The organism is Hyphomonas sp. GM-8P (assembly GCF_003263315.1).
Classification (GTDB): Bacteria; Pseudomonadota; Alphaproteobacteria; order Caulobacterales; family Hyphomonadaceae; genus Hyphomonas.
Genome location: NZ_AWFE01000066.1, coordinates 42,917 through 65,173, shown reverse-complemented (window position 1 = coordinate 65,173; position 22,257 = coordinate 42,917). Strand labels below are relative to the sequence as shown.

Annotated in this window: 25 protein-coding genes; all 25 read right to left on the bottom strand. The window is 57.6% G+C overall.

All coding sequences use genetic code 11. From position 1 onward, the window contains the following. Positions 1–47: 47 nt before the first annotated feature. The 25 genes from glp to HY26_RS08745 all read right to left on the bottom strand — a co-directional run bounded on the left by glp (position 48) and on the right by HY26_RS08745 (position 22,104). Positions 48–1,244, bottom strand: coding sequence for a gephyrin-like molybdotransferase Glp (gene glp / locus HY26_RS08865; RefSeq protein WP_112073420.1), 1,197 nt, complete (start codon positions 1,242–1,244; stop codon positions 48–50). Then, positions 1,241–1,720: a cyclic pyranopterin monophosphate synthase MoaC gene (gene moaC / locus HY26_RS08860; RefSeq protein ID WP_034768281.1), complete on the bottom strand. Its 480-nt coding sequence runs from the start codon at positions 1,718–1,720 to the stop codon at positions 1,241–1,243. The genes glp and moaC overlap by 4 nt, the downstream gene beginning before the upstream one ends. Continuing rightward, positions 1,717–2,253, bottom strand: a complete 537-nt coding sequence (gene moaB, locus HY26_RS08855; RefSeq protein WP_034768283.1) for a molybdenum cofactor biosynthesis protein B — start codon at positions 2,251–2,253, stop codon at positions 1,717–1,719. Before moaB ends, moaC begins: the two co-directional genes overlap by 4 nt. A 16-nt stretch (positions 2,254–2,269) precedes the next feature. Continuing rightward, the gene (locus HY26_RS08850; RefSeq protein ID WP_034768285.1) at positions 2,270–2,719 is read right to left on the bottom strand and encodes a molybdenum cofactor biosynthesis protein MoaE; all 450 of its coding nucleotides are present in this window, start codon (positions 2,717–2,719) and stop codon (positions 2,270–2,272) included. Then, positions 2,719–2,967 (bottom strand): MoaD/ThiS family protein, encoded by a 249-nt coding sequence (locus HY26_RS08845; protein WP_034768287.1) that lies wholly within the window; start codon positions 2,965–2,967, stop codon positions 2,719–2,721. The genes HY26_RS08850 and HY26_RS08845 overlap by 1 nt, the downstream gene beginning before the upstream one ends. Positions 2,968–2,969: 2 nt before the next feature. Further along, positions 2,970–3,989 (bottom strand): GTP 3',8-cyclase MoaA, encoded by a 1,020-nt coding sequence (moaA, locus tag HY26_RS08840; RefSeq protein WP_034768289.1) that lies wholly within the window; start codon positions 3,987–3,989, stop codon positions 2,970–2,972. A gap of 4 nt (positions 3,990–3,993) precedes the next feature. Beyond that, positions 3,994–4,755 carry a sulfite exporter TauE/SafE family protein gene (locus tag HY26_RS08835; RefSeq protein ID WP_034768291.1) on the bottom strand — a complete coding sequence of 254 codons (762 nt, stop codon included), beginning with the start codon at positions 4,753–4,755 and terminating at the stop codon, positions 3,994–3,996. Between the two features lie 12 nt (positions 4,756–4,767). Beyond that, on the bottom strand, positions 4,768–6,270 hold the full coding sequence (locus HY26_RS08830) for an NTP transferase domain-containing protein (RefSeq protein ID WP_233351584.1): 1,503 nt from the start codon (positions 6,268–6,270) through the stop codon (positions 4,768–4,770). Positions 6,271–6,308: 38 nt separating this feature from the next. Next, on the bottom strand, positions 6,309–6,665 hold the full coding sequence (locus HY26_RS08825) for a winged helix-turn-helix domain-containing protein (protein WP_034768292.1): 357 nt from the start codon (positions 6,663–6,665) through the stop codon (positions 6,309–6,311). Continuing rightward, positions 6,662–7,450 carry a sulfur oxidation c-type cytochrome SoxA gene (gene soxA, locus HY26_RS08820; protein ID WP_034768294.1) on the bottom strand — a complete coding sequence of 263 codons (789 nt, stop codon included), beginning with the start codon at positions 7,448–7,450 and terminating at the stop codon, positions 6,662–6,664. The genes HY26_RS08825 and soxA overlap by 4 nt, the downstream gene beginning before the upstream one ends. Next, a complete protein-coding gene (gene soxZ / locus HY26_RS08815; protein ID WP_034768295.1) occupies positions 7,447–7,761 on the bottom strand; it encodes a thiosulfate oxidation carrier complex protein SoxZ in 315 nt (104 codons plus the stop codon). Before soxZ ends, soxA begins: the two co-directional genes overlap by 4 nt. Positions 7,762–7,776: 15 nt before the next feature. Further along, the gene (locus HY26_RS08810; protein ID WP_051600181.1) at positions 7,777–8,256 is read right to left on the bottom strand and encodes a thiosulfate oxidation carrier protein SoxY; all 480 of its coding nucleotides are present in this window, start codon (positions 8,254–8,256) and stop codon (positions 7,777–7,779) included. Continuing rightward, positions 8,256–8,711: a sulfur oxidation c-type cytochrome SoxX gene (gene soxX, locus HY26_RS08805; RefSeq protein ID WP_034768297.1), complete on the bottom strand. Its 456-nt coding sequence runs from the start codon at positions 8,709–8,711 to the stop codon at positions 8,256–8,258. Before soxX ends, HY26_RS08810 begins: the two co-directional genes overlap by 1 nt. Beyond that, a complete protein-coding gene (locus tag HY26_RS08800; RefSeq protein WP_112073418.1) occupies positions 8,708–9,985 on the bottom strand; it encodes an NAD(P)/FAD-dependent oxidoreductase in 1,278 nt (425 codons plus the stop codon). The genes soxX and HY26_RS08800 overlap by 4 nt, the downstream gene beginning before the upstream one ends. After that, positions 9,982–10,314: a hypothetical protein gene (locus HY26_RS08795; protein ID WP_051600182.1), complete on the bottom strand. Its 333-nt coding sequence runs from the start codon at positions 10,312–10,314 to the stop codon at positions 9,982–9,984. Before HY26_RS08795 ends, HY26_RS08800 begins: the two co-directional genes overlap by 4 nt. Before the next feature lie 2 nt (positions 10,315–10,316). Beyond that, a complete protein-coding gene (locus HY26_RS08790; RefSeq protein ID WP_112073417.1) occupies positions 10,317–12,503 on the bottom strand; it encodes a molybdopterin cofactor-binding domain-containing protein in 2,187 nt (728 codons plus the stop codon). A 15-nt stretch (positions 12,504–12,518) separates the two neighbouring features. Continuing rightward, positions 12,519–12,974 (bottom strand): (2Fe-2S)-binding protein, encoded by a 456-nt coding sequence (locus HY26_RS08785; protein WP_112073416.1) that lies wholly within the window; start codon positions 12,972–12,974, stop codon positions 12,519–12,521. A 214-nt stretch (positions 12,975–13,188) separates the two neighbouring features. Then, on the bottom strand, positions 13,189–14,205 hold the full coding sequence (locus HY26_RS08780; RefSeq protein ID WP_034768302.1) for an AraC family transcriptional regulator: 1,017 nt from the start codon (positions 14,203–14,205) through the stop codon (positions 13,189–13,191). A gap of 233 nt (positions 14,206–14,438) precedes the next feature. Next, positions 14,439–15,131 carry a TetR/AcrR family transcriptional regulator gene (locus tag HY26_RS08775; protein ID WP_112073415.1) on the bottom strand — a complete coding sequence of 231 codons (693 nt, stop codon included), beginning with the start codon at positions 15,129–15,131 and terminating at the stop codon, positions 14,439–14,441. Then, positions 15,128–16,648: an NAD(P)/FAD-dependent oxidoreductase gene (locus tag HY26_RS08770; RefSeq protein ID WP_112073414.1), complete on the bottom strand. Its 1,521-nt coding sequence runs from the start codon at positions 16,646–16,648 to the stop codon at positions 15,128–15,130. Before HY26_RS08770 ends, HY26_RS08775 begins: the two co-directional genes overlap by 4 nt. A 7-nt stretch (positions 16,649–16,655) precedes the next feature. After that, complete coding sequence (locus HY26_RS08765; protein WP_034768305.1) at positions 16,656–17,624, bottom strand: alpha/beta fold hydrolase; 969 nt, start codon at positions 17,622–17,624, stop codon at positions 16,656–16,658. After that, the gene (locus HY26_RS08760) at positions 17,621–19,315 is read right to left on the bottom strand and encodes an amidohydrolase family protein (RefSeq protein WP_233351583.1); all 1,695 of its coding nucleotides are present in this window, start codon (positions 19,313–19,315) and stop codon (positions 17,621–17,623) included. Before HY26_RS08760 ends, HY26_RS08765 begins: the two co-directional genes overlap by 4 nt. 16 nt (positions 19,316–19,331) lie before the next feature. Continuing rightward, entirely contained in the window at positions 19,332–19,583 is a 252-nt protein-coding gene (locus HY26_RS08755) for a hypothetical protein (protein WP_034768307.1), read from the bottom strand. Further along, positions 19,580–19,996 (bottom strand): hypothetical protein, encoded by a 417-nt coding sequence (locus HY26_RS19225; RefSeq protein WP_233348838.1) that lies wholly within the window; start codon positions 19,994–19,996, stop codon positions 19,580–19,582. The genes HY26_RS08755 and HY26_RS19225 overlap by 4 nt, the downstream gene beginning before the upstream one ends. A gap of 68 nt (positions 19,997–20,064) precedes the next feature. Next, positions 20,065–22,104, bottom strand: coding sequence for an FAD-dependent oxidoreductase (locus HY26_RS08745; protein WP_112073412.1), 2,040 nt, complete (start codon positions 22,102–22,104; stop codon positions 20,065–20,067). Between the last annotated feature and the right edge of the window lie 153 nt (positions 22,105–22,257).

The window sequence follows — 22,257 nt, the reverse complement described above, 5'->3', positions numbered from 1 at the left end:
GCGGACGCGTTTCCGGGTAAAGGTGCTGGGCTGAACCGCATAACCTACTATTTGTCGCTGAGGCCTAGGCATTCAACCGTGTCGCCCGCGATTGCGGCAGCCGCATTCGGCATCCGGCGGATCAGGCAATTTGACATCTGCAGTGGGCTGAGCAGGGAGCTGTCCTGGTCCACCAGTGGCATGACGGTGCGGCGTCCATCCTCCACGCGAGCCACAGCGCGGTAATAGGTTTCTCGGAAGCCGCCGGGTGCCATTTCCACGTCCAGCGTCGCGATAAAGCGGGCGGAGGGACCGGCTGTGTTCACGAGCAGGTCTTTCAGGAACAGTCTGGCGCAGACAAAGGCAGACGCAGGGTTTCCGGGCAGGCCGAGTATTCGCTGTTGTCCCATTCTGGCGAACCAGGTCGGTTTTCCCGGTCGGACGGCAATGCCCGAAAAGAGGATCTCGGCGCCAGCCTCCTGGAAGGCGGCTTTCATATAGTCATAGTCGCCTACGGAGGCGCCGCCGATCGGCAGGATCAGGTCAGCCTCGCTGGATGCATCGATGAGTGCCCGGATCTGCTCGATGGTGTCGCCTGCAATGCCGGGCGTGATCGGTTCGCCGCCCCAACTCCGGACAAGCGCCGAAAGCGCCGTGGAGTTGGAGTCGATGATCTTGCCGGGTTCCAGATCGCTACCGGGAGGGAGCAATTCATCTCCACCCGGAAGAATTGCGACTTTCGGCTTCCGCCGGACGGTGATGGTGCCATTGTTCCCAGCAGCAGCAAGGCCAAGGTCGGCTGGCGAAAGACATGCTCCGGCGGTGACGAGAAGGTCACCCCTGGAGAAATCCCGCCCTGCCTTGCGGATGTGTTTTGAGTCTGCCTGGGCGACCGTGACTTCGATCATGTCGCCTGTGCGCGTGGCCTCTTCCTGGATCAGGATGTGGTCCGCACCCTCCGGCAAGGGGGCTCCGGTAAAGATCCGCATCGCTTCGCCTTGCCCAACCGGATGGCGCGGCAGCGTTCCGGCAGGAATTTCCCCGGTCACGTTCAGCCGGTTGCCGGCTTTGCGCACATCGGAAAGGCGGACGGCATATCCATCCATCGCCGAGACATCCGCCGGCGGCGTTGTCGTTCTAGCGAGAACGTCCCGTGCCAACACCCGGCCAAGCGCATCACCGACCGGGATCGCCTCTTCTCCCGCATCCAGCACATGCGGCGCCAGCGCCCGAAGCGCGTCATCGACACTGATCAGGCCGCTCACGATACTTCCTTGTGATAGTCGCCGGATTTCCCGCCGGTCTTGCTCACCAGTTCGATCCCCGAGATCACCATCGCCTTATCGACAGACTTCAGCATGTCGTAGAGCGTCAGGCAGGCGGCGGAGACGGCGGTCAGTGCTTCCATCTCGACGCCGGTCTTGCCGGTGGTCCGCACAGTTGCAGTCACATGAAGCGCATCCGGGTCCAGCGGGGTGATGCTGACTTCGACATTGGTGAGCGGGAGCGGGTGGCAAAGGGGGATCAGGTCAGCGGTCTTCTTGGCCGCCATGATGCCGGCGAGTTCCGCGATGGCGATGGGATCACCTTTCCGGGTCTCCCGGTTCATGGCCAGTTCGCGCGTGGCTGCCGCCATGCTGACCTTTCCCTGCGCGACCGCCACGCGCTCCGTGACGGGTTTCGCGCCAATGTCGACCATCCGGGCACGCCCATCCGGACCGATATGGGAAAGCTCGTTCATCCCTCATGCTCCATGAGGCGCGGCATCAGCTCGACGAGGTTGCAGGGCTTGTGACGGCTGTCGAGCTGGTAGGAGATGACCTTGTCCCAGCCATCCTTCACGGCGCCGGTCGAGCCCGGAAGGCAGAATATGAAGGTGCCGGATGCAAGCCCTGCAACAGCGCGGGACTGCAGGGTAGACAGCCCGACGCTCTGGAAGCTGACCTGATGGAAAATGACCGAGAAGCCTTCAATCGTCTTGTCGAACAGCGGCGTCACAGCCTCCGGTGTCACATCCCGGCCGGTGAGACCTGTACCGCCGCTGGTGATCACGACATCCGTTTCCGGGTCCGCAATCCAGGCCGAAACCTGGGCTCGGATGGCCGCCCTGTCGTCAGGCAGGATCTTCCTGTCCGCCAGGACATGGCCTGCCGATTCGAGCCGCTGAACGAGCGTTGCGCCCGATGTGTCTGTTTCAAATGTCCGCGTGTCGCTGACAATCAGAACCGCGATCCTGACCGGCTTGAATTCGAGATTTTCATTGATGCCATGCATGTGTTTGGCTCTCTTCCTATTGATTCCATCTGGTGCGGTCGCGGTAATCTTCGGCCCTGGGTTCGATCCAGCGCGATTCCGATGCTGTGATTTCCTTTTTCCAGAAGATGGCTTCGGTCTTGAGGTAATCCATCAGGAAGTCGGCCGCTTCGAACGCCGCCCGGCGATGGGGCGCTGCGGTCGCGACAAATACGATGGGATCTCCAGGGGCCATGTCTCCAATCCTGTGGATGACCCGGACGGCCGAAAGTGACCACTTTTCCTGAGCGGCATCGACGGCTTGTTGGATGCCATTCTCCGTTATCGGTGAATAGGCCTGGAGGTGCAGCGTCTGCACGTCTCCTTCTGCAGACTGCGGACGAACCAGGCCTGAAAAAGTCACGATGGCGCCTGCGCCTGCGGATTGTCTTTCAAATTCCGCTACGGCATCGGCAATCTGAAAAGGATGGTCTGTGATGCGGATCATCATCCCCCTCCGACCGGCGGCATGAATGCGATTTCATCGGTATCAGAAACCGGGAATGGATCGTCCACGATTTCACTGTTTACGGCGACCCGAACACTTTTGTGCAGAAGCGCACCGTCAAAGCCTCTGGATTGATCGAGCCACTCTCTCAGGGATTTGGTATCCACGATTTTCACGGGAATGGGCGTATGCTCTGAAAGCTCACCAAAGATGCTGGACAGTTTTCCGAAGTAAAGAATCGTTGCCATCTCTAGCCTCCTGTCACGGACATGTGACGCGCAAGGGCAGGGGCTTGGCCCGGGCTTCGGATCGTGAAGTCATGGCGTTCGGGTTTGGCGAACAGTGCGGCATCCAGTGCCTCATCAAGCGCTTTCTCAGGATCGACTGACTCCCGGATCGGTGTGCGCAGGTCGATGTGATTGTTTTGGCCAAGGCACATGTAAATTCGGCCTGTGCAGGTGACGCGGACCCGATTGCACCCTGCGCAGAAATTGTTCGTCAGTGGCGTGATGAAACCAAGTCGGCCGCCTGTCTCCCGGATGCGGAAGTAGCGGGATGGCCCGGCGAGCGGGTCGCTCTTTTCTTCCGGTTCGAGCGCCCACTTGCTTTCAAGCTTCTGCTGAACAAGGTCCAGAGGTATGTATTGATCAAAACGGTCTTCATCGGTCTCACCAAGGGGCATGACTTCTATCAGGGAGATGTCATGCCCTTCCTCGTGGGCCCACGAGATAATGTCGGGTATCTCATCAGCATTCTGATGCTTGAGCGCAACGGTGTTGATCTTGACTTTCAGGCCTGCCGCCTTGGCCGCATCAATGCCTTCAAGCACTTGCGGCAGCTGGCTCCGGCGGGCGATCTCGACGAAACGGACAGGGTTCAATGTATCGAGCGATACGTTGACCTTGCGAACCCCGGCTTTTGCAAGTTCATTCGCGTGTTGCGAAAGCTGTGTCGCGTTTGTTGTGAGGGTCAGTTCTTCAAGACCGTCACCCAGCATTCCGCCGAGTTGGTGAAACAGTTTCGGAATGTCTTTGCGAACCAATGGCTCACCGCCTGTAATCCGGATCTTCCGGACGCCGCGGCGGATGAAGGCCTTCGCAACGAATTCGAGTTCTTCGAGAGTCAGTAACTCCTTTTTGGGAAGGAAAGTCATCGCTTCGGCCATGCAGTACGTGCAGCGAAGGTCGCAGCGATCCGTTACCGACAGGCGGAGATAGGTCACTTGCCGTCCGAACTTGTCCAGAAGAGGAGAAGGTGAAGATGTGGTCATGGGGCTATGCCGTTCTCCAGACTTTGTAGAGTAGTCGCACTGCAACGACCAGGATCAGGATAGCCGTGCCGCGGCGCAGATGGGCCGGTGACATTTTAAGAACACCGAACCTGTTGCCAATCCATCCGCCGATCAGGACAGCGGGCAGGAGCGGCAAGTAGGGCGTTGCCAGTTGAAGTGTACCGACATTGTTCAGTTTTGTGGCCTGCCCGGCAAGTCCGGAAAGAGAGTTCAACAGGATGAACAGGCTGCATGCGGCGGCGATCGCCTTTTCGTGGCTCCATCTGATCCAGTAGAGCACCGGCGCGAGAAAGATGCCACCGCCTATGCCCACAAGCCCCGCGAGGAAGCCGGTCCCCGCGCCAACTGGCAGCAGAATGAGCGCACTTGGAGGAGATGCGTCTTCATTTGTGCGTTTCCAACGGTTCTGGAAAAGCATCGAAAGGCCGGTCAGCAGCAGTGTGACCCCGAGCAAGGCGGAAAACACGAACTCACTCACCGGTATTCGCCCACCTAGCCAGGCGAGCGGTACGGACAGGGCCAACGCCGGCAGAAGTGCGCGCCAGTTCAGGTTTCCCGTCATGCCGTATCGGATCGTATTGCCGGAAACGACCAGGATATTGCAAGCCAAAGCGATCAACGGAACAATTCTGAAATCAGCCCCGGACAGGATCAGCACCGCATTATAGGTGGACCCGCCTCCGAATCCGACGCTGGCATAGAGCGCTGCCGTGATGAAAAAGATGATCGGGAGTACATAAACCAAGACCTCGCACTCCTAGGCTGAAAGCGTGCCGGTTGCCCGGGCCAGGTCTTCGGTTGTGTCGATATCGAGTGCGTCGCTTTCCGGCAGGCGCACTGTTTTCGTTCGGTCGAGAGACATGAATACCTGCCTGGCGCCCATATCACCGGCTAAATTCGTGAGCTGATCAAATGTGGATCTTGAAAAGATTGCAGGCGGGCAACTGGCCTCGCGCGCGCTCGACATGACGGCTTGCGTTTCCGGCGTCATCGTTTGGCGAAGTCTGTTCAGGTGCGCATTGGTGATGAAAGGCATGTCGGCGAGCAGTACCAGCGCGTGCTCCACGTCCGGCAGTGCGGCGGCTGCTTTGATGCCGGCTTTCAATGATGTCGACTGACCCGCCGCGGCATTCCTGTTTTCGATGACCTGCCACCCTGCGGATTGAAGTAACTCATGACGCTCGCTTTGACCGGGGCCAATCACGGCGATACGGGCTGCAACCGGCTGACCTTCCAGCAGGGCTGCCGCGTGACCAAGAACCGGCTTGCCGGCGAGGGATGAAAGCAATTTGTCACCTTCCGTAAAGCGTTCGGATTTCCCGGCCGCCAGAAGGATGATGCCTGTGTCAGCGAGCGAAGTGTTTTGTACTTCCCGATAAGCGCCGATGATTTCAGCGAGCGTCGAAACGGCAAGCATCGAGGCATCCCGCATGGAGGGGACGAGGCCAACCGGGCCGCGCACGCGTGAGATTTGTACCGGTTCGACGCCTTCCTGTTCCAGCCGCGTCCGGCGGCGGGATTGTGTTTTTCGGCTGCCAACCGCGCCAATGTAAAAGGCCTGACCTTGCAAGGCTTGCTTTAGGAGCGCTACTTCCCAGTCTGGATCATGGAACATCAGAATGAATGCGGTCCAGGCGTCATCGGATGAGAGTGGCAAATCCTGGGGAGTTTTCAGGGCAGTGACATCATTGAAGCCGTCGCGCTGGGCTTCTTCGATATCTTCCCCGTCACGCAGCTGGAGGGTCAGTTCATAGCCGCTCGCCCGGACAAGTCTGGCAAGCGCGAGCGCATCGGCGCCGCGTCCTGCAATCCTGATACGGAGTTTTGGGCAGTATGCGAATGAGGCCGACAATTCCGGCAGGCAGAGCGTCGCATTTGCGCGGGCGCTCAAGGCGTCATGACAAAGCTGCAGTTTCTCCTCATTGGCGTCGGGCAGGATCGATATTTCGATGGCGCCACCACAAGGAAGCGGCATGTCGATAAAGGGAGAACCAACCCCGTATCGCAATGACAGAATCTTGTTTTCTGCGAGAGCTTCTTGCGCATGCAGCACCACATCGGCGTCGACGCAGCCACCGGAAATGTAACCGCAGCGGCGTCCATCCTCTGTAACGGCCATCAATGCGCCTGGGGAGCGGACACTTCCGCCCGCAGTAAAGGTGACCACCACGAGCGCAACCGGTCCGGTCTGGCGCCAGGCCAGCCACTGACCCAGCACATCCTGCGGGTGTTCTGCGTAGGGGTGCAAAGGGTTGGCCATCGAAGGCATTATAAATGGTGATTTATAATGCGACAGCCCTAATGACGTGATTTTGAAGGCTCAAACTTCGTCAGGAGCTCTTTGTTGTGCGCAAGTGATCGTTTGCACAGTTCCCGATAATGCGTCCGAATATCTTGAGCGGCTTCCGTCAGGTAGGAACCACCACCATCCGCGCCGCCTTGAGCCGAAATGACGAGAGGAACACCGAAGTCCCGGTTCATTGCTTCAACGAGCTTCTTGGCGCGTGGGTATGACATCCCCAATTGGGAGGCTGCTTTGTTGATGGAGCCGAGATCCGCGATCGCGTCCAGCAGAGCGGCCTTTCCCGGCCCGAACCGTCCGCCGCCAGGCAGATCGATCCGGATGCTGAGGTGAGGTTTGCCAAGCTTATTCATCGTCTTACACCCGGGGATTCCATGGCCAACCCTTCGGCGCGTTTCGCCAGATAGAGTTCAACAGCCGTATAGGTCTCGGATCCGTACTCAAGCGGTTCAGCCCGGATTCCGGAATCGCAATCCCGCAGCCGACGATGCAGCGAACCAAATGTCTGCCACTCCATCCGGTAAGCCGGAAAGGCGTTGCCATGTCCCTGACTGATCGTATCGCCGCGCAACTTGTCACCCCAGTGTTCATTATGACACTGGCTGCAGGCAAGATTGAACTGACCTTTGCGCAGAAAGAAATAGTCTTCTCCGGCGTCGTAGTATTTCCTGGCCTGGCCATCGATCGTCACCGACACTGGCTCTCCCTGTGCCAGGTGGGAGAGGTAGGCTGTCAGGCCCAGCAGATCGTCACTTTCATATTCCAGGGGTGCTAGACCCTGGTAACGTTCGCGGCAGAGATTTATTCGCGACTCGAGGTTCACGAGTTTGCCTGATTGCTCGTCAATGGCCGGGTAATGTGCTGCAGCTTTCGAGACCGGGCGGCTATCGTCACTGTGGCAGGACGAACAGGCAGGCTCTCCATGCTCCGGACTTTGATTGAACAGGGCTTTTCCCTTGTCGACCCAGAGATATCCTGGATTAGCGAATGCGTCGTCCTGAAGGGCCTGGGTCTCCGGCTGAAGGAACTCATAGCCGGACCGTAGGTCCGCGGAGGATATCTGGCTTTGCTCTGCAATCCGTTCATGGTTTTCGCTGCAACCCGTAAGGATGAGCGCCAACAGGTAGGCTCGTCTCATGACACAGTCAGCATCCGTTCTTCGGCCCAGCGCTCTCCATGCTGATCCGTCCACGAAAACTCTATCTTGCCTGTGTGCGAGGCACGGGCATGAAAAGTCAGGAACGGATTGGCGGCGATGCCGGGGAAGAACTCGGCTTCAAATATGACATTGCCATCATATGTGCAGCGGAAGCTCTTGATGATGTCTGTTGGAATGATCTCCCCTTTGGAATCGCGGCGATAGCCCGTTTCCATAGGGTGCTGGATCATCGCCTTGAGCTCGATGACCTCACCTTCGAAGGCTGTATCCGGGGCTGAAATGCGGATCATTACAGCTGCGCCTCCTTAACCGATAATGCACGCCGCGAGTGTGACATATGTGCTGCCTGTGCCGGACCAGAGCGTGCCATCGTTCATCTCGGCGACGACGCGAAGGGTCTGGGTGCCTGCCATCCGGACGCGTGTCGAAATCTCGGCGCGCCCGGTATGTGGCCCCAGATGGAACCTCGCGATTGTGGCGATGGGATTACGCGGTGAGAGAACGACAATTTGTTCGACGAAGCTTTCATCCGTCATGGGACTATCTACGGTTATGCCAACCGGAACCGAATTCCCGTTTTCAGCGATCGGGGGCAGGGTGACAGTCACCTTGCCTTTGTTGATTGGCCGATCCCCGAAAATGTCGTGGATCGCCTGGTCGGCGTCTTCCGGTGTTGCGGATGCCAACGGAGAAAGCGCGGACGCGATCGACACAATACCAGTTGAAGCCAGGAAGGCGCGACGTGTCCAGCGGTATGTCGTAGGTGCATGATCGTCGTGTGGCATCAGTTTGTCTGCAATTCCAGAAACGCAACAATGTCTTCGATCTGTTGAGCGCTGAGGGCAGGAGCCCCCTGATATTCATGATCAACCTGACGGAGGCCGCCTGTGCGATAATAGGATGGCATCACAGTGTCTGGCCAAATGCCTTGGGCGTCAACAATGCGATAACGGATCTGTCCGACGGACAGGCGCGCGCCGATGCCAGTGAGCACAGGGCCGACATTTCCCTGGAATTCCGCATCCAGGCGGGCCACCTGGTGGCACAGAACACAGTGCCCTGCTTCGCGTGAAGTGAATATCTGTTCCCCCCGAACAGGATCACCCTGCTTACCGTTCAATGGTTCGATGATTGCATCACCTGATATCTCGACAGGCCCAGCCAGACGGTCCTCCGAAGCCTGCCCACAGGCGGATAGAAAGATGAGAAAGAGCAATGCCGAAGAACGCGCTATTTTCATCCGAAAGTCTGTTTGGTGATTGTACGGAACCAGGTCTTGGCCTGCAGTGCTTCATTCTCACGAACAATGGGATCAGCATTGAGAGGACTCAAGCCGCCCGCACCTTCCACCGAGTGCAAAGAACCACCGTCATTTGTGTAGACGCCCGTGATCGACACGGCTTTCCTGTCGGAGATGTACGAGTAGCAAGTGTTCGTCAGGGTGGTGGGTTCAACTGCTTCTCCCGAGAGGGCTCTGGCAATTTGCATCGCGCATACCTTGGCTTGCAGGTTCGCCGAGAAAGCAGACTTCGGCATTGGCGAAGCAATGGTAGCGTCGCCGATGACGTGAATGTCGGGTTGGAGCGTGGAACGGAAATCAATCGGATCAATCGGACACCATCCCGTCATGTCTGCGACGCCAGCACGATGAGCGATGACGCCGGCGTGCTGTGGCGGGATCACATTGGCGACGTCAGCGCTGACGTCTTCAAATTCTGTCGATAGGGTGCGGGAAGAGGGGGACACGGCAATGACCCGGCCAAACTCATTTGCTCCGTAGCGTTCGATAAGGCCGGGATAGAGGCTGGACCAGGCGTCCTCAAACAAGGGCTGCTTTGAAAATTTCTCCTGGGCATCCAGGATGATGAGTTTTGACTTCGGCTTATGGGTCTTGAGATAGTGCGCGATCAAGCTGGCGCGTTCATACGGACCCGGCGGGCAACGGAATGGCGCAGGCGGGACGGACATGACCACCACGCCGCCATCCTTCATGTCCTGGATTTGTTGCTGCAGCAGTCTGGTTTGGGGGCCAGCTTTCCAGGCATGCGGCAAGACCTCCGCCGCGGCTTCGTCGTAGCCATCGATCGCGTTCCATCTGAAATCAATTCCGGGCGACAGGATCAATTTGTCATAAGTCAGCGCGCGGCCGGATTCGACTGTGACGGTCCGGCTCACCGGATCTACATCGGTCGCGCGTTCCTGAACAAATTCGATTCCCTCGGCCTTTAGGCTGTCGTAGCTGAAACGTTGGGCCGAGAGATCGCGCAGGCCCGCAACGACGAGGTTGCTGAACGGGCAGGCATAGTATTCGGGATTCGCTTCAATGAGCGTAATGGCGGCTTCCGGAAGCAGTCGCTTCAGAAACCGGGCGGCCGTGGCACCGCCGAAGCCTCCGCCAATGATGACGAGACGTGCCCGGACCTGCGCATGGGCTGCCAAAGGTAATGCGGCCAGCAGACCCGTTCCCGACAGGGTAAGGAGCAGGTCGCGACGGTTCGGAACAAGGGTAGTCATTCCGAAACACCTTCGGCCAGATAGGCGCTGATCGTCTCAATATCGGCTTCTGAATACCCTCTCATCATCCGATGCATGACGCTTCCACCGTCGGCATCGGAACGATAGCGCAGCAATGCTTCGCGGAGTTCCGCCGATGAGCGGCCTTCAAGACTGGTAATCGCTCCGCCAGTGGGACCGTGACAGCCCGAGCACGCGACAGAAAGCACTGCCGCGGAACTCGTATCCGCCATCGGACTGAGTTCGATCGAATCTGTTTCGACCGGTGTCGAACCGCATGCGCCCACGAACAGGGCAATGATCGTCAGCGCGCCAAGCTGCCGTGTCATGACTATCTCAGTGCCTGATCCTTGATCGGAAGTTGCCGGATGCGCTTTCCGGTGGCGGCAAAAATGGCGTTCAGAACTGCAGGAGGTGCAACAGCGATGGTTGGCTCACCCACGCCACCCCAGAAACCACCGGAGGGCATCACGAGCGTTTCCACTTCAGGCATCTCGGCGATCCGCATCGAATTGTAGGTATTGAAATTCTTCTGCTGCGTTTCACCGTCTTCGAATGTGATTTCCTGATGCAGCATGGCGGAAAGGCCGTAAACGAACGACCCTGCGACCTGAGCATCGATCTGCTGCGGGTTGACGCCGTAGCCTGGGTCAGTAGCGGCAACGATTCGGTGCATTTTCAGCTCACCGTCATCGCCGACTGTCACTTCTGCACAAGCAGCCGTGTAGCTCCCGAAGGAGTAGAAGCAGCAAAGGCCGCGGGAGAGCCCGTCATCGGCGCCCCATCCGGACTTGTCCGCAACAGCCTGCAGGACAGTTGCCATTTTCGGACTGTCCTTCAGGTGCGCCAGACGGAACTCCAGCGGATCCCGGCCGGCCGCATGGGCAAGCTCGTCCATGAAGCATTCCAGATAGATGGCGTTCTGGTTCGCATTCACCCCGCGCCAGAAACCGGGCCGGACAGGCGGGTTACGCATCGCGTGGTCAACCAGCAGGTTAGGGAAAGTGTACTTGATCGTCTGGTCTTCGACGCGCGCATCCACACCGGATGGAAGCAATCCCTGGAACACGATCATGTCGGCACCATCCGTCAAGGCTTGCGGCATGATGCCGGCAAGGATGGACTGACCGGAAATGCGAATTTTCAGGCCAGTCAAATTGCCGTCGGCATCCAGCGCGCCCTGGCAGTAAGCCTTGGTGATCGGGTGAAAGAAGCCCTGTTCCATGTCCTCTTCGCGAGACCAGAGCAGTTTGATCGGTGTACCTGGCATTTGCTTGGCAATCTTCACCGCCTGAGAAATATAGTCCGAGGCCCCCTTGCGGCCAAAACCGCCACCCAGCAATTGTTTGTAAACCTCACAATTCTGGATAGGCAGATCCGCGGCTTCGGATGTAGCGGCCAATGCGGCTTCACCATTCTGCGTGGGGCACCAGACCTCACACTTCTCTGGCGTCCAGACGGCAATGGCATTCATCGGCTCCATGCAGGCATGGTTCTGATGGGGTGCATTGTATTTTGCTTCAATTACCTGCGCGGCATTGGAAAAAGCGGCATCCACGTCGCCCGCCTGATTGCCGACAAAAGTCTCGCTGGCCGTCAGGCCAGCATCGAGATCTGCTTCGAATGCAGAGCTTGAAAAGTTGGAGCCTTCGCCATCTTCCCATTCGATAGGAAGAGCATCCAGGGCTGTCTTGGCCTGCCACCAATAGTCTGCAACGACGGCTACGGACGTGTCGTCTACCTGGACGACCGCTTTGACGCCCGGCATGGAGCTGACGGCTTCTGCATCGAACGATTTGAGTGATCCGCCACGTTTCGGTGCGGCTTTCACTGCGGCGTTCAGCATGCCGTCCATTTTCATGTCGGTCGTGTACTGTTGCTTGCCGGTGACTTTGTCCACCGTATCCAGCCGCTGAACCGATTGCCCGACAATCTTCCATTCGGACGGGTCTTTCAGCGTCACGCTCTCGGGGGCCGGCAGTTCTGCGGCGTCGGCAACGACTTCTCCGAAGCGCAGAGTCTTGCCGGATGGACTGTGTGTGATGATGCTCTTTGCTGCGGAGCATTCTTCGACTGGCACACCCCAACGATTTGCAGCCGCCTGCACCAGCATCATACGAGCGGCGGCGCCGCCTTCCCGGACATAGTCATGGCTGGTGCGGATACCCCGGCTGCCACCCGTAAGGAAGTCGCCCCATACGCGGTCACGGGCAAGGTTTTGACCAGGCGTGGGGTATTCCGTTTTCACATAGTCCCAATCGCATTCCAATTCCTCGGCGACCAATTGCGCGAGGCCGGTCAGCGTACCCTGACCCATTTCAGAGCGGGCGATGCGAACGGTGACGATATCATCGGTTCCGATATGGACCCATGCATTCACTTCCGGTGGCGGTGGGCCAGCTTCTGCCGGAGCGTCTTTTCCGCCCGGTCCACAAGCAGCAAGAATGCCGATGGTTAGGCCGGTGGCTCCGGTTCCGACAATAAATCCGCGACGGGAAAGACCTGGTACAGTAGTCATTTTTTTCAGTCCTCCTCAGGCTTTCTTCGTCTTGGCAAGGTGAATGCCTTTGCGGACGCGGGTGAACGTTCCGCACCGGCAAATATTTGTGATCGTAGCGTCGATGTCTTCATCCGTGGCATCTGGATTGTCGTTCAGCAGACCGGCGGCGGCCATGATCATGCCCGGCTGGCAGAAGCCGCACTGAGGCACATCAAGCTCGACCCAGGCTTGCTGGACCGGATGACTGCCATCTTCTGACAGGCCTTCGATTGTGGTGATCTCCTCGTCACCCGCAAGCGCGCCTACTGGATAAACACAGGACCGGACGGCCTGACCGTCGATATGGATCGTGCAGGCGCCGCATTCGGCGATGCCGCAACCGTATTTCGTGCCGGTAAGCCCGAGTTGTTCGCGAATGACCCAGAGCAGAGGCGTTGAATCATCAACATCAACTGTCATCACCTGCCCATTGACCTTGAGTGTTGCCATTTGAATGCTCCGAGTTTTCGAGATAGTTCCGCTAGGTGAACACTATTCCAATCACGAACGTATTGCACGCCCCGGTGCTTTTTATTTTTTGGGTGCTGGCCATAAAGGCTGAATGCAGGGTTTGGATTGAGTGGCTTTTGGGGCCTTACCAAAACTCCAACTCGTGATTCCTGCAAAATGCATAAAGTTTTAGAGGCGAAACGCCTGTCTCGAATCACAGGCGATTTTCGTGGGCTTCATCACGATACGAGCCAGGGGTTTTTCCTGCCCATCGTTTGAACGCTCGGGTGAAGGCGCTTTGCTCGGAAAATCCGGTCAGGAAAGCGACCTGGGCGATCGAGTATCGGGTGTCGGTCAGAAACTTTTCGGCGAGTTGCCAGCGCGCCTCGTCAACGAGAGACTGAAATGTGTGCCCCTGATCGGCGAGGCGGCGCTGAAGGGTCCGGGCGCTCATACCCATTCCCGATGCGATATCTGCCAGCGTGGGAATCCCTTCGCTCAGCGTATTGGCGATCTGGACGATGACCTGACGATCCAGTGCTTCCTCATGATCATCATCGAGCATGGTCTCCTCAATATGGGACGTCAGAAAGCGCCAGATACTCTCATCCCCAACGGTATTTTTCCGATCGAGGCGCTCCTCTGGCAAAACGATCGCATCAATTTCCGCACCGAACGTCACGGGGCATCTGAAGTAGGCCTCCAGCGCCTCCAGGGATCCCGCAGGTTCAGGGTGACGAAACTGGACTGCGTGGGGTTTGTTTTCCGGGAAAGTCGTTTCCCGGCACATGGCGACATAGGTTCCCAAGGTGCCTTCAGTTGATAGATACATGCCCAGCCGCTTGGGTTCGAGCCGCTGGTGGGTCCACATGCTGAAACCGTCCTTTTCGACAAGCCGAAAAGTGGCTGTTGTGTTGTAAGCGCGCGCGTACCGGTCCATCCGCTGAAAGGAACGGCGCAGCGTCGGAGCACACTTCCAGGCGAGGCCTACAGCGCCGAAATCAGCGCAGGTCATCGCTGCAGATGTGCGAAGGTGAAAGCTGATGTCCGGTGCTTCCGCCGCCGCAATGGTTTCGAGCAGCGCATAATACTGGGTGTCAAGAACCACCGTATTTGGGTTCGATGCTTCTTCTTCGGTTATGCCCATGCCCGCGAACAGCTCCGCTCGATCAAGCGACTCTGGCGCCTGATCGATCATCTTCTTCACAAACATTGACGCGACGTAGGTCATGTCCCCCAAGTCTCTCATTCGCCGGCTGTGTGATCCCCCGATCCGATCACGATACCTTCCAATAGGCAGTTTTTCGCGAGGCTCAACCCCTCATTCGTCCGGTCTGCGCTGTATTTCTGTCCGACGCGACGCCAACGGACTTCTGGCAAGTTTGAAAGTGACCACCAATATTCTGTGTGAATGCGCCACGCGCGTATTAGGTTCGTGTGGAGACTAAAAGTGTATCGCCCAATTCACTTGCGTTCTGTCTGCGGCAGTGATTTTTTGTATGTCTCGATACGTTGTTTGAGTGTTGGCCGACCCTTTCCGGTTGCGGTGGTATTCAAAATGTAGGCGTAGCCCAGACCGGCAGACGGCAGCAGGGCATTCGTAGGAAGTGCTTCGGTGGCCCAGGAAAGCATGGCGCCTGTCGCGCTGTGGGTCAGGCTGCGCTCCAGCCATTCAATTGATTCTGCCTGATCGAGATAGCCTTCATTCTGGGCTTGCAGAAGAATGGTGCGCCACGCGGCGCGAGTTTCAGCCTGGCGTTCGGGTGGCACAATGCTGGCGTCGCTCTTGCCGCTTGTGTCAAGGAGCGCCCGCCAAAGGGGGCGATAGAATTCCGGGTCTTGCGTATAATAGCTGACAGCAAGTTCGTGCGCAGCAAACACCAGATCGAGCGGGTTCCTGGCTTTCAGTGAAGCAAATCTCTCGATGAAGTTCTGCCGGTCTTCCAGAACGGCCAGGACGACGGCTTGCTTCGATCCAAAAAGATTATAGGCGGTCGCGATGCTTACGCCTGCGCGGCTGGCGATCAGCCGCATTGAAGGATTGGTATCACCTGTCTCCCGAATGAGGTCGCGCACAGCGCGCACAATCCTTTGGCGGCGTTCTTCTTTCGCGCGCTCACGGCGTCCTATGTCCGGTAGTGTTGCGGTGCTTGTCATGATGCGAGATGCTCATCCTGCTTGAGACGGATGATATCGGCTTGGGGGTCGATTTGAAGCGCCGACAGCATGTCGGCTCTCTCCGGACCAGGCGGTGGTGGGTATGCTGTCGCGTTTGCTTTTTTTCCGCGAGCCCAAAAGTAGAGCACTTTTGCAAGATTACCTGGTTTGCCAAGCCACTTATCCGGATGTTCCAGCATGTGGAATCCCCGCATCGCTTCGCGCAACAGGCGGGTATCGGATCGAAGGGCAATCCGCACGCCGTCTTCCGCGAAACTCTCAAGCACGCGCGAACGGACTGATTGTGCCGCATCAGGCATCAGGTTCCGTTGAGCCCGCCGTATCGCGCTCCGGTCCTGTTTTCGTTGGTTGAGGTAATAGGGGCGGAGGTCACTCTGGATGTGCTCATGATATGCAATGGCGCGTTTGGTCGGGTCAGCGGACTCTTCGAGCGTCTGGCGAAGCAGCTGTGCACTGACTGCAGCGAAGGAGCAGCCCCGGCCGTAGAGCGGGTTTGTCCGGACCAATGTGTCGCCGAGCGGAAAATAACCGAGCGCGGCAGGCTTTCCGTCTACAACCGTATCGCGCCAGCGATTGTTCAGGTCCCCCATGCCGAAGACTTTGCTGGTCGCCTCAGACCGGTCCTCGTTGGTCCATGGCCGAAGGCCCGGCAGCATTAGTGTGATGCGGTGGAATATATCCGGGTTGAGGATGTTTTTCCGCAACTCCATCTCGATTTCCGGCAGAGCGATGGTAATGGAGAAGTTTCCGTTGTCTCCGGGGAAGACGCCAAACTTCAGATAACCCAGATCCCCGGAGGCGGGTGGGTTCGATTTGCGATCCGGTTCGGCGCAGCCAGGCAGAAGGCGGTAGTGCCGGGTAAAGTAGAGGATCCCGGCGGTTTCACTTTCTTCACGTATGTTCGCGCCTTCTTGCATCAGCTGTTCCATGGTGAAGCCGCCCTTGCCAGAGGCGTCAACAACAAGCTCTGCCTCGATGGAAGTCTGCGTGTCGTCCTGTTCGCCCTCGACGCCGCTGACTGTGAAGACCCCATCAGCGCCTTTCGCAGTGATGAGTTTACGGACGAAGAATCCGGTCCGCACTTCTACATTCGGCAGAGATTCGACGTATCTGCGGATAACCATTTCCAGCGTTGTGCGCCGGCTGGTGATGATCGTCAGATCACTGTCTTCAGGCTGTGGCCGGTAATTTTGTTGCTGCTGCTCGGTGAGCATCATATCGAAAGTGAGCTCACGAACACCATGAGTCATGAGACTGTCCAGCAAGGCCGGATGCTCATCCTTCAGAATGGTGCGAAGACGGGCCAGGAAGGCGTGGCTCTGCCGGACATGACCGACACCGGTTCTTTTCCAGGTGCGAAACAGGTCGTCGGGTTCAATCTTTCCGATAGGACCGTCCCTTTCGAGCACAAGGATGTCGCGTCCCGTTGGCTGAAGCATCAGCGCAGTACAAAGTCCGCCGATCCCCGCGCCGATTACAATGACTTTTTCGGTCATGTCTGCTTCACTTTCCGGTGTCCACGCTTTTCAGGAACGCCAATATCTGGGCATTGACCTCGTCGGGGGCTTCTTGTTGCGTCCAGTGCCCGATGCCTTCGATCATATGATTGATGCGAAGATCCTTCACGAAGTGCGGCATCATCTTGATGGCCTCGGCCGCCATCATCACCACCCCGTCATTCGTGCCGGCCACGAACATGGCGGGTTGGTGGATCTCTGTCGGCGCACCGTCGGTCATTTCCCATGTCAGGTCATGATTGCGGTAGTAGTTGATTGGACCACGCATAGTGGAGTTGGCAAACTCATTTGTGTAGAAATCAAGATCCGCTTCAGTCAGCCATAGGGGCAGTGTTTTCGGGTCAGGCAGGCCGGACAGCAGATCGTCATCTTCCGCTTTCTGTGGAAGTGCGGTCAGGTCCGTTTCCCCACCAGCCATGCAAAGGAACTTGCGGAGGCTGGTCTTCAGGTCTGCTTCGAATTCCGCTTCAGCGACACCGGGTTCCTGGAAATAAAGCTGATAGAAGAACTGGCCTTTGAACATCTCCCGCATCAAAGGCATCGGCTGTACGGGAGAGCGTGGCATGAATGGCACCGATAGTCCGCCAACGGCGCGTACTTTGTCGGGGTGAAACAGAGCAGTCGCCCAGGCAGTCGGAGCACCCCAGTCATGACCGATCACGATGGCCTCATCATATCCGAGCGCGGGGATGAGGCCGATGATGTCATTTACTACCTCAACCTGATTATAGGCGGTAATCTCTTCAGGCTTGTCGCTTTTGCCATAACCCCGCATGTCCGGAGCGACGACGTGATACCCAGCGGTTGCAAGGGGTTCGAATTGGTGGCGCCAGGAATACCAGGACTCGGGAAACCCGTGCAGAAGCAGGACAAGAGGGCCTTCACCTGCTTCTGCAATATTCAGATTTATGCCGTTCGTCCCAACGCGCCTTCGCGTGACGCCGGGCCGGCTCATGCTGCCTCCATCGGATGTGTGTCAACCTGAGCACCGGGAAGGATAGCACCACGGGTGTCCTGATAACCATCGTCCGCAGACCAGGCGATGCCTCCGCCGACGATGACCGTGTCTACTCCGTGGGATTCGCGGACATAGCGGCTGCCGTCGCCTGGCACGTCCTGAACGTAGATCTCTTCTCCCCGGTCGATTGCGTCCGGATCGAAAATGACAATGTCAGCAACGTAGCCCGTTTGAAGCACGCCGCGGTCCGGAATGCCCCAGATGGCTGCCGTATCGTGGGTAACTTTCTTGACTGCCTCTTCGATGCTCATCGCCTTCAGATCACGAACGAAATGACCGAAAAGGTAACCCGTATCGCCATAGGTCGAGAATGAGAGGATGTGCGCCCCTCCATCGCTCGCGCCAATGTGGACGCGAGGATGTTTCAGCATGCTGGAGACTTTGTCGTCCGAATTGTGCCCCATGCTTGCGGCGATGAAATGCGCATCGAGATCTTCCTCAAGTGATAGGTCGATCATCGCGTCAATTGGAGTCGTTCCCCGCATTTCGGCGATTTCGGCCAGTGTCTTGCCGACATATTTCTGGTTGTCTGCCGTGTTTACGTGACGGAGCCGCAGAAGCGGCCACATATTGCCCTGCTGCGCAGCTTCGGTGACCAGCTTCTTGCGAGTTTCCGCGTCACGGAATGCCGCCATGATCTGATCGTGCGTACCAAAGCGCATGACCCCATACCAGCTCGGCAGGCGGATGAAGAGCAGACTTGGCACAGCGAAGCAGAAGCTGATGTCGATCGGTCGCGTCTGTACCTGCGGCCAGACGCGCGCACCGCGCGCGAACTGTTCGTCCACCCGGCGGATGACCTTGTCGACGGCATCCATATTGTCGGCGTTCACAAAGAGGGGCGAGAAGGTCGTCGGAATGCCATACTTCAGGGAAAGCTCTGCCAGCTGGTCCAGTCGCGCGATCGTCAGGTCCGGATCGTAGAATTCCGGAACGATCTGGAGCACGCGGCCATACTCTCCGAGAACGCTGGCCAATGCATCAACTTCACCGGCATCGGCATGGCGGCTCGGGACCGGCTGCAATTTTTCGTCCATGTCAACATAACTGGTCGACAGTCCGATGGCGCCGGCGTCCAGGCATTCACGCAGGACAGACTGCATGTCGGCAATTTCTGCGTCGGTTGCCGTGCGCTCCATCGCTGCGTCACCCATCACCCACAGGCGCAGGACGCTGTGTCCGACCAGGGGGGCAACGTTGATGGCAAGCCCCTTGCGAATACGTGTGATGTATTCGGAAAAGGTTTCCCAGTCCCAGACGACGCCCTCTTCAAAGGCTTTGAGCGGCATCTCTTCGATCTGGTTGAACATGCCGACCAGTTTCATCCGATGTTCGGCCTTGAGCGGTGCGAGGGACAGTGAGCAATTCCCCGGTACGATGGTTGTCACGCCATGAGAAAGTGCAGGCTTCGCAAAGCCATCCCACAATAGCTGGGCATCAAAATGCGTGTGCGGATCGATGAATCCCGGGGCCACGATCCGTCCATCGGCGTCAATTTCCTTTGCTGCTGCGTTCGAGATACGGCCGATCTTTTCGATCTTGCTCCCGCGCACAGCAATATCGGCCTTGTAGGCTGGTAGCCCGGACCCATCGACGACCGTACCGTTCCTGATGATCAGGTCATACATGTCAACTATCTCCCATTTATTCGTTTGTTGTGTTGTCTGCGTATCGTTCTGAAGAGGCGATGAGGGCATCACGCACGAGCACCCAGTCGGCTCCGATGAGATCATCCGGTCTCTCGGCCTGGCAGCTCGAGAGCAGGGCGCGAGCGGCGAACTCGTCGAGCGTCACCTGCGTCCGGCCGCCATTGGCGTATTCCAGTGTCACCAGAAGTTCCGCTTCACCATCATGGGCAGCGGCAATGTGCACTTCCCGGATCTTGGCGGTGTTCATGCATCGCTCATGGGTGGTTCGACGAAGATGACATCGCTCGGCAAGATGGGGTTGCCCGACTTGGGGCCGCCAACCGCGCCCGATGAGCGCATGAAAACATGCAGGTTCCAGCTTTGCAGGCTGGACACGCCCTCTTCAGTCTTCATGTCCGAAAGTTCGCGACTGGCAATACTTTGCCATGTGTCGCCGGCAGCCGGCAAAATGGACTTGCGGACTCTTGAAAGCTGACTGGTTGGCATGTCGTTGTCTCCCTTTTCGATAAAACTAGAACATGTTCCAATATTTTCAGCAAGCGCCGGATAAGCCCCGATAGGTGTGACGTCGGGGTAGCTCAGATCTCGGTCCGGATATCGGTCAGAGCATTCTGAGAGAGGCGGTCGTTCAATGTTTGTGTTCAGAACGAAAATGGCCATGCCATTCCCTCGAGAATTGGCATGGCCACAATAAGATTATGAGGCAGCGGACAGCTGCTTATGGGAGCTTAGACTTCTGCCGCCATGTGGGCGGCTTGGTTGATAGCCCGCTTCGCATCGAGTTCCGCGGCCTCGAAAGCGCCTCCGACAAGTGCTATATTGTCCGTTGCGCCTTCGAACTCGCTGTACACATCTCGCAGAGGCTCCTGTCCGGCGCACAGGATGATTGTGTCGACTTCCAGTGTCTTGGGTTGTCCGTCGATCAGGCAGTGCAGGCCTTTGTCGTCGATCCGTTCATATGTGACTCCCGGTATCATCTGAACGCCCTTGCGATTGAGCGTCAGGCGGTGTGTCCAACCAGTTGTCTTGCCAAGTCCTCGGCCAACAGCCGTGTTCTTGCGCTGCAGCAGCCAGACTTCCCGCGGAGATTCTTCGACGATCGGCTCAACGCCGGTCACGCCGCCTCGCGGGTGGTTCTTGAAGTCGATGCCCCATTCTTTCGCAAACTTTTCGATGTCGAGCGCCGATGATTTGCCAACATGCGTGATGAGCTCGGCGACGTCGAAGCCGATACCGCCAGCGCCGATAATCGCAACGCGCTTTCCGATAGGCTTGTTGCCCATGATCGCGTCGATGTAGCCGATAACACTTGGGTGATCGATGCCTTCAATCGCTGGCGTTCTCGGGCTGATGCCGGTTGCGAAGATGATTTCGTCATAGCCGCCCGACTTGAGGAAGTTGGAATCGACACGCTTCCCAAGTTTCACATTGACGCCGGTCACTTCGAGCTGCCGCTTGAAGTACCGTAGCGTTTCGTAAAACTCCTCTTTACCCGGAATGCTTTTCGCAAGATTGAATTGGCCGCCGATTTCGGTGGATTGGTCAAACAGGTCGACTTCGTGTCCGCGTTCCGCTGCAATTGTAGAATAGGCGAGACCCGCTGGGCCTGCGCCGACAACGGCAATGCGCTTCGGTGCATTGGTGGGTTTGTACTCCAGTTGGGTCTCGTGACATGCGCGGGGATTGACCAGACAGCTGACTTCCTGGTTTCCGCCAAACGTGTGATCCAGGCACGCCTGGTTGCAGGCGATGCAGGTATTGATCTCGTCTTCCCGTCCTTCAGCCGCCTTCTTCATGAATTGGGAGTCGGCGAGCATCGGGCGAGCCATGGAGACCAGATCGGCATCCCCGCGTTCCAGAACAGCCTCTGCAACATCCGGCATATTGATACGATTGCTCGTAATGACTGGAACGTTGACCGCTTTTTTAAGGCGCCCCGTCACGCTGGTGAATGCTGCGCGGGGAACCATCGTGGCAATGGTTGGGACAGCTGACTCATGCCAGGTAAAATGCGTGGAGATGATGGAAACTCCCGCTTTTTCCAGTTCGTGGGCGAGTTCCACGATCTCTTCCCACGACATACCACCTTGCAGCATGTCCATGGCAGCTATGCGGAAGATGATAATGAAGTCTTCGCCAACGGCCGCTCGGGCCCGGCGCACCACTTCCAGCGGAAAGCGCATGCGGTTTTCGAATGAACCGCCCCAGCGATCCGTGCGAAGGTTGGTTTTCTGGACCAGGAAGGTCGACAGCAGGTATCCGGCGGATCCGATGATTTCAACGCCGTCATAGCCGGCGTCCTTCGCGCACTTGGCGCAGTTGGCGAAATCGGAGAGCTGCTTTTCTATGCCTTCTTCGTCAAGTTCGTTGGGAACGAAGCGCGCGATCCTTGACCTAACGGGTGAGGGGGCGACGCATTTGTCGTGCGGCGCGAGTGGACCGGAATGCAGGATCTGCATACATATCCGCGCGTCTGGCGCGGCCTCATGAACGGCATCCGTAATGACCCGGTGCCGGGCGACTTCCTCGGCGTTTGTGAGTTTCGCGCCCAGTCCACCTTCTTCGTTCGGGGAAATTCCGCCTGTAATGATCAGGCCGATCCCACCGCGTGCCCGTTCTGCGAAAAACTCAGCCATGCGGATGTGACCATCCTCCTGTTCCTCAAGACCGGTATGCATCGATCCCATGATCGCACGGTTCTTGATTGTCGTTTTTCCGACCTGAAGCGGAGAAAAGAGGTGGGGATACTTGGTTGTCGCAATGGTCATCGGGATCTTCGTGGCTCTTTGGCGCTTCTCGCGAATGCGGGCATTTGTCGTTTCGTTTCCGAGGGTGAAGTTACGGGGTGTCTGGTTGGTTCCACAAGCTTTTTTCCGCGTACTTGGGACCAAATATGGGGTGACTTTTGCTTGCCCTTGGGG

Coding starts and splice junctions, on each gene's coding strand:
- moaC (WP_034768281.1), bottom strand. CDS start 1,720: ATGAACGAGCTTTCCCATATCGGTCCGGATGGGCGTGCCCGGATGGTC.
- moaB (WP_034768283.1), bottom strand. CDS start 2,253: ATGCATGGCATCAATGAAAATCTCGAATTCAAGCCGGTCAGGATCGCG.
- HY26_RS08850 (WP_034768285.1), bottom strand. CDS start 2,719: ATGATCCGCATCACAGACCATCCTTTTCAGATTGCCGATGCCGTAGCG.
- HY26_RS08845 (WP_034768287.1), bottom strand. CDS start 2,967: ATGGCAACGATTCTTTACTTCGGAAAACTGTCCAGCATCTTTGGTGAG.
- moaA (WP_034768289.1), bottom strand. CDS start 3,989: ATGACCACATCTTCACCTTCTCCTCTTCTGGACAAGTTCGGACGGCAA.
- HY26_RS08830 (WP_233351584.1), bottom strand. CDS start 6,270: ATGGCCAACCCTTTGCACCCCTACGCAGAACACCCGCAGGATGTGCTG.
- HY26_RS08825 (WP_034768292.1), bottom strand. CDS start 6,665: ATGAATAAGCTTGGCAAACCTCACCTCAGCATCCGGATCGATCTGCCT.
- soxA (WP_034768294.1), bottom strand. CDS start 7,450: ATGAGACGAGCCTACCTGTTGGCGCTCATCCTTACGGGTTGCAGCGAA.
- soxZ (WP_034768295.1), bottom strand. CDS start 7,761: ATGATCCGCATTTCAGCCCCGGATACAGCCTTCGAAGGTGAGGTCATC.
- HY26_RS08810 (WP_051600181.1), bottom strand. CDS start 8,256: ATGCCACACGACGATCATGCACCTACGACATACCGCTGGACACGTCGC.
- soxX (WP_034768297.1), bottom strand. CDS start 8,711: ATGAAAATAGCGCGTTCTTCGGCATTGCTCTTTCTCATCTTTCTATCC.
- HY26_RS08800 (WP_112073418.1), bottom strand. CDS start 9,985: ATGACTACCCTTGTTCCGAACCGTCGCGACCTGCTCCTTACCCTGTCG.
- HY26_RS08795 (WP_051600182.1), bottom strand. CDS start 10,314: ATGACACGGCAGCTTGGCGCGCTGACGATCATTGCCCTGTTCGTGGGC.
- HY26_RS08790 (WP_112073417.1), bottom strand. CDS start 12,503: ATGACTACTGTACCAGGTCTTTCCCGTCGCGGATTTATTGTCGGAACC.
- HY26_RS08785 (WP_112073416.1), bottom strand. CDS start 12,974: ATGGCAACACTCAAGGTCAATGGGCAGGTGATGACAGTTGATGTTGAT.
- HY26_RS08780 (WP_034768302.1), bottom strand. CDS start 14,205: ATGACCTACGTCGCGTCAATGTTTGTGAAGAAGATGATCGATCAGGCG.
- HY26_RS08775 (WP_112073415.1), bottom strand. CDS start 15,131: ATGACAAGCACCGCAACACTACCGGACATAGGACGCCGTGAGCGCGCG.
- HY26_RS08770 (WP_112073414.1), bottom strand. CDS start 16,648: ATGACCGAAAAAGTCATTGTAATCGGCGCGGGGATCGGCGGACTTTGT.
- HY26_RS08765 (WP_034768305.1), bottom strand. CDS start 17,624: ATGAGCCGGCCCGGCGTCACGCGAAGGCGCGTTGGGACGAACGGCATA.
- HY26_RS08760 (WP_233351583.1), bottom strand. CDS start 19,315: ATGTATGACCTGATCATCAGGAACGGTACGGTCGTCGATGGGTCCGGG.
- HY26_RS08755 (WP_034768307.1), bottom strand. CDS start 19,583: ATGAACACCGCCAAGATCCGGGAAGTGCACATTGCCGCTGCCCATGAT.
- HY26_RS19225 (WP_233348838.1), bottom strand. CDS start 19,996: ATGGCCATTTTCGTTCTGAACACAAACATTGAACGACCGCCTCTCTCA.
- HY26_RS08745 (WP_112073412.1), bottom strand. CDS start 22,104: ATGACCATTGCGACAACCAAGTATCCCCACCTCTTTTCTCCGCTTCAG.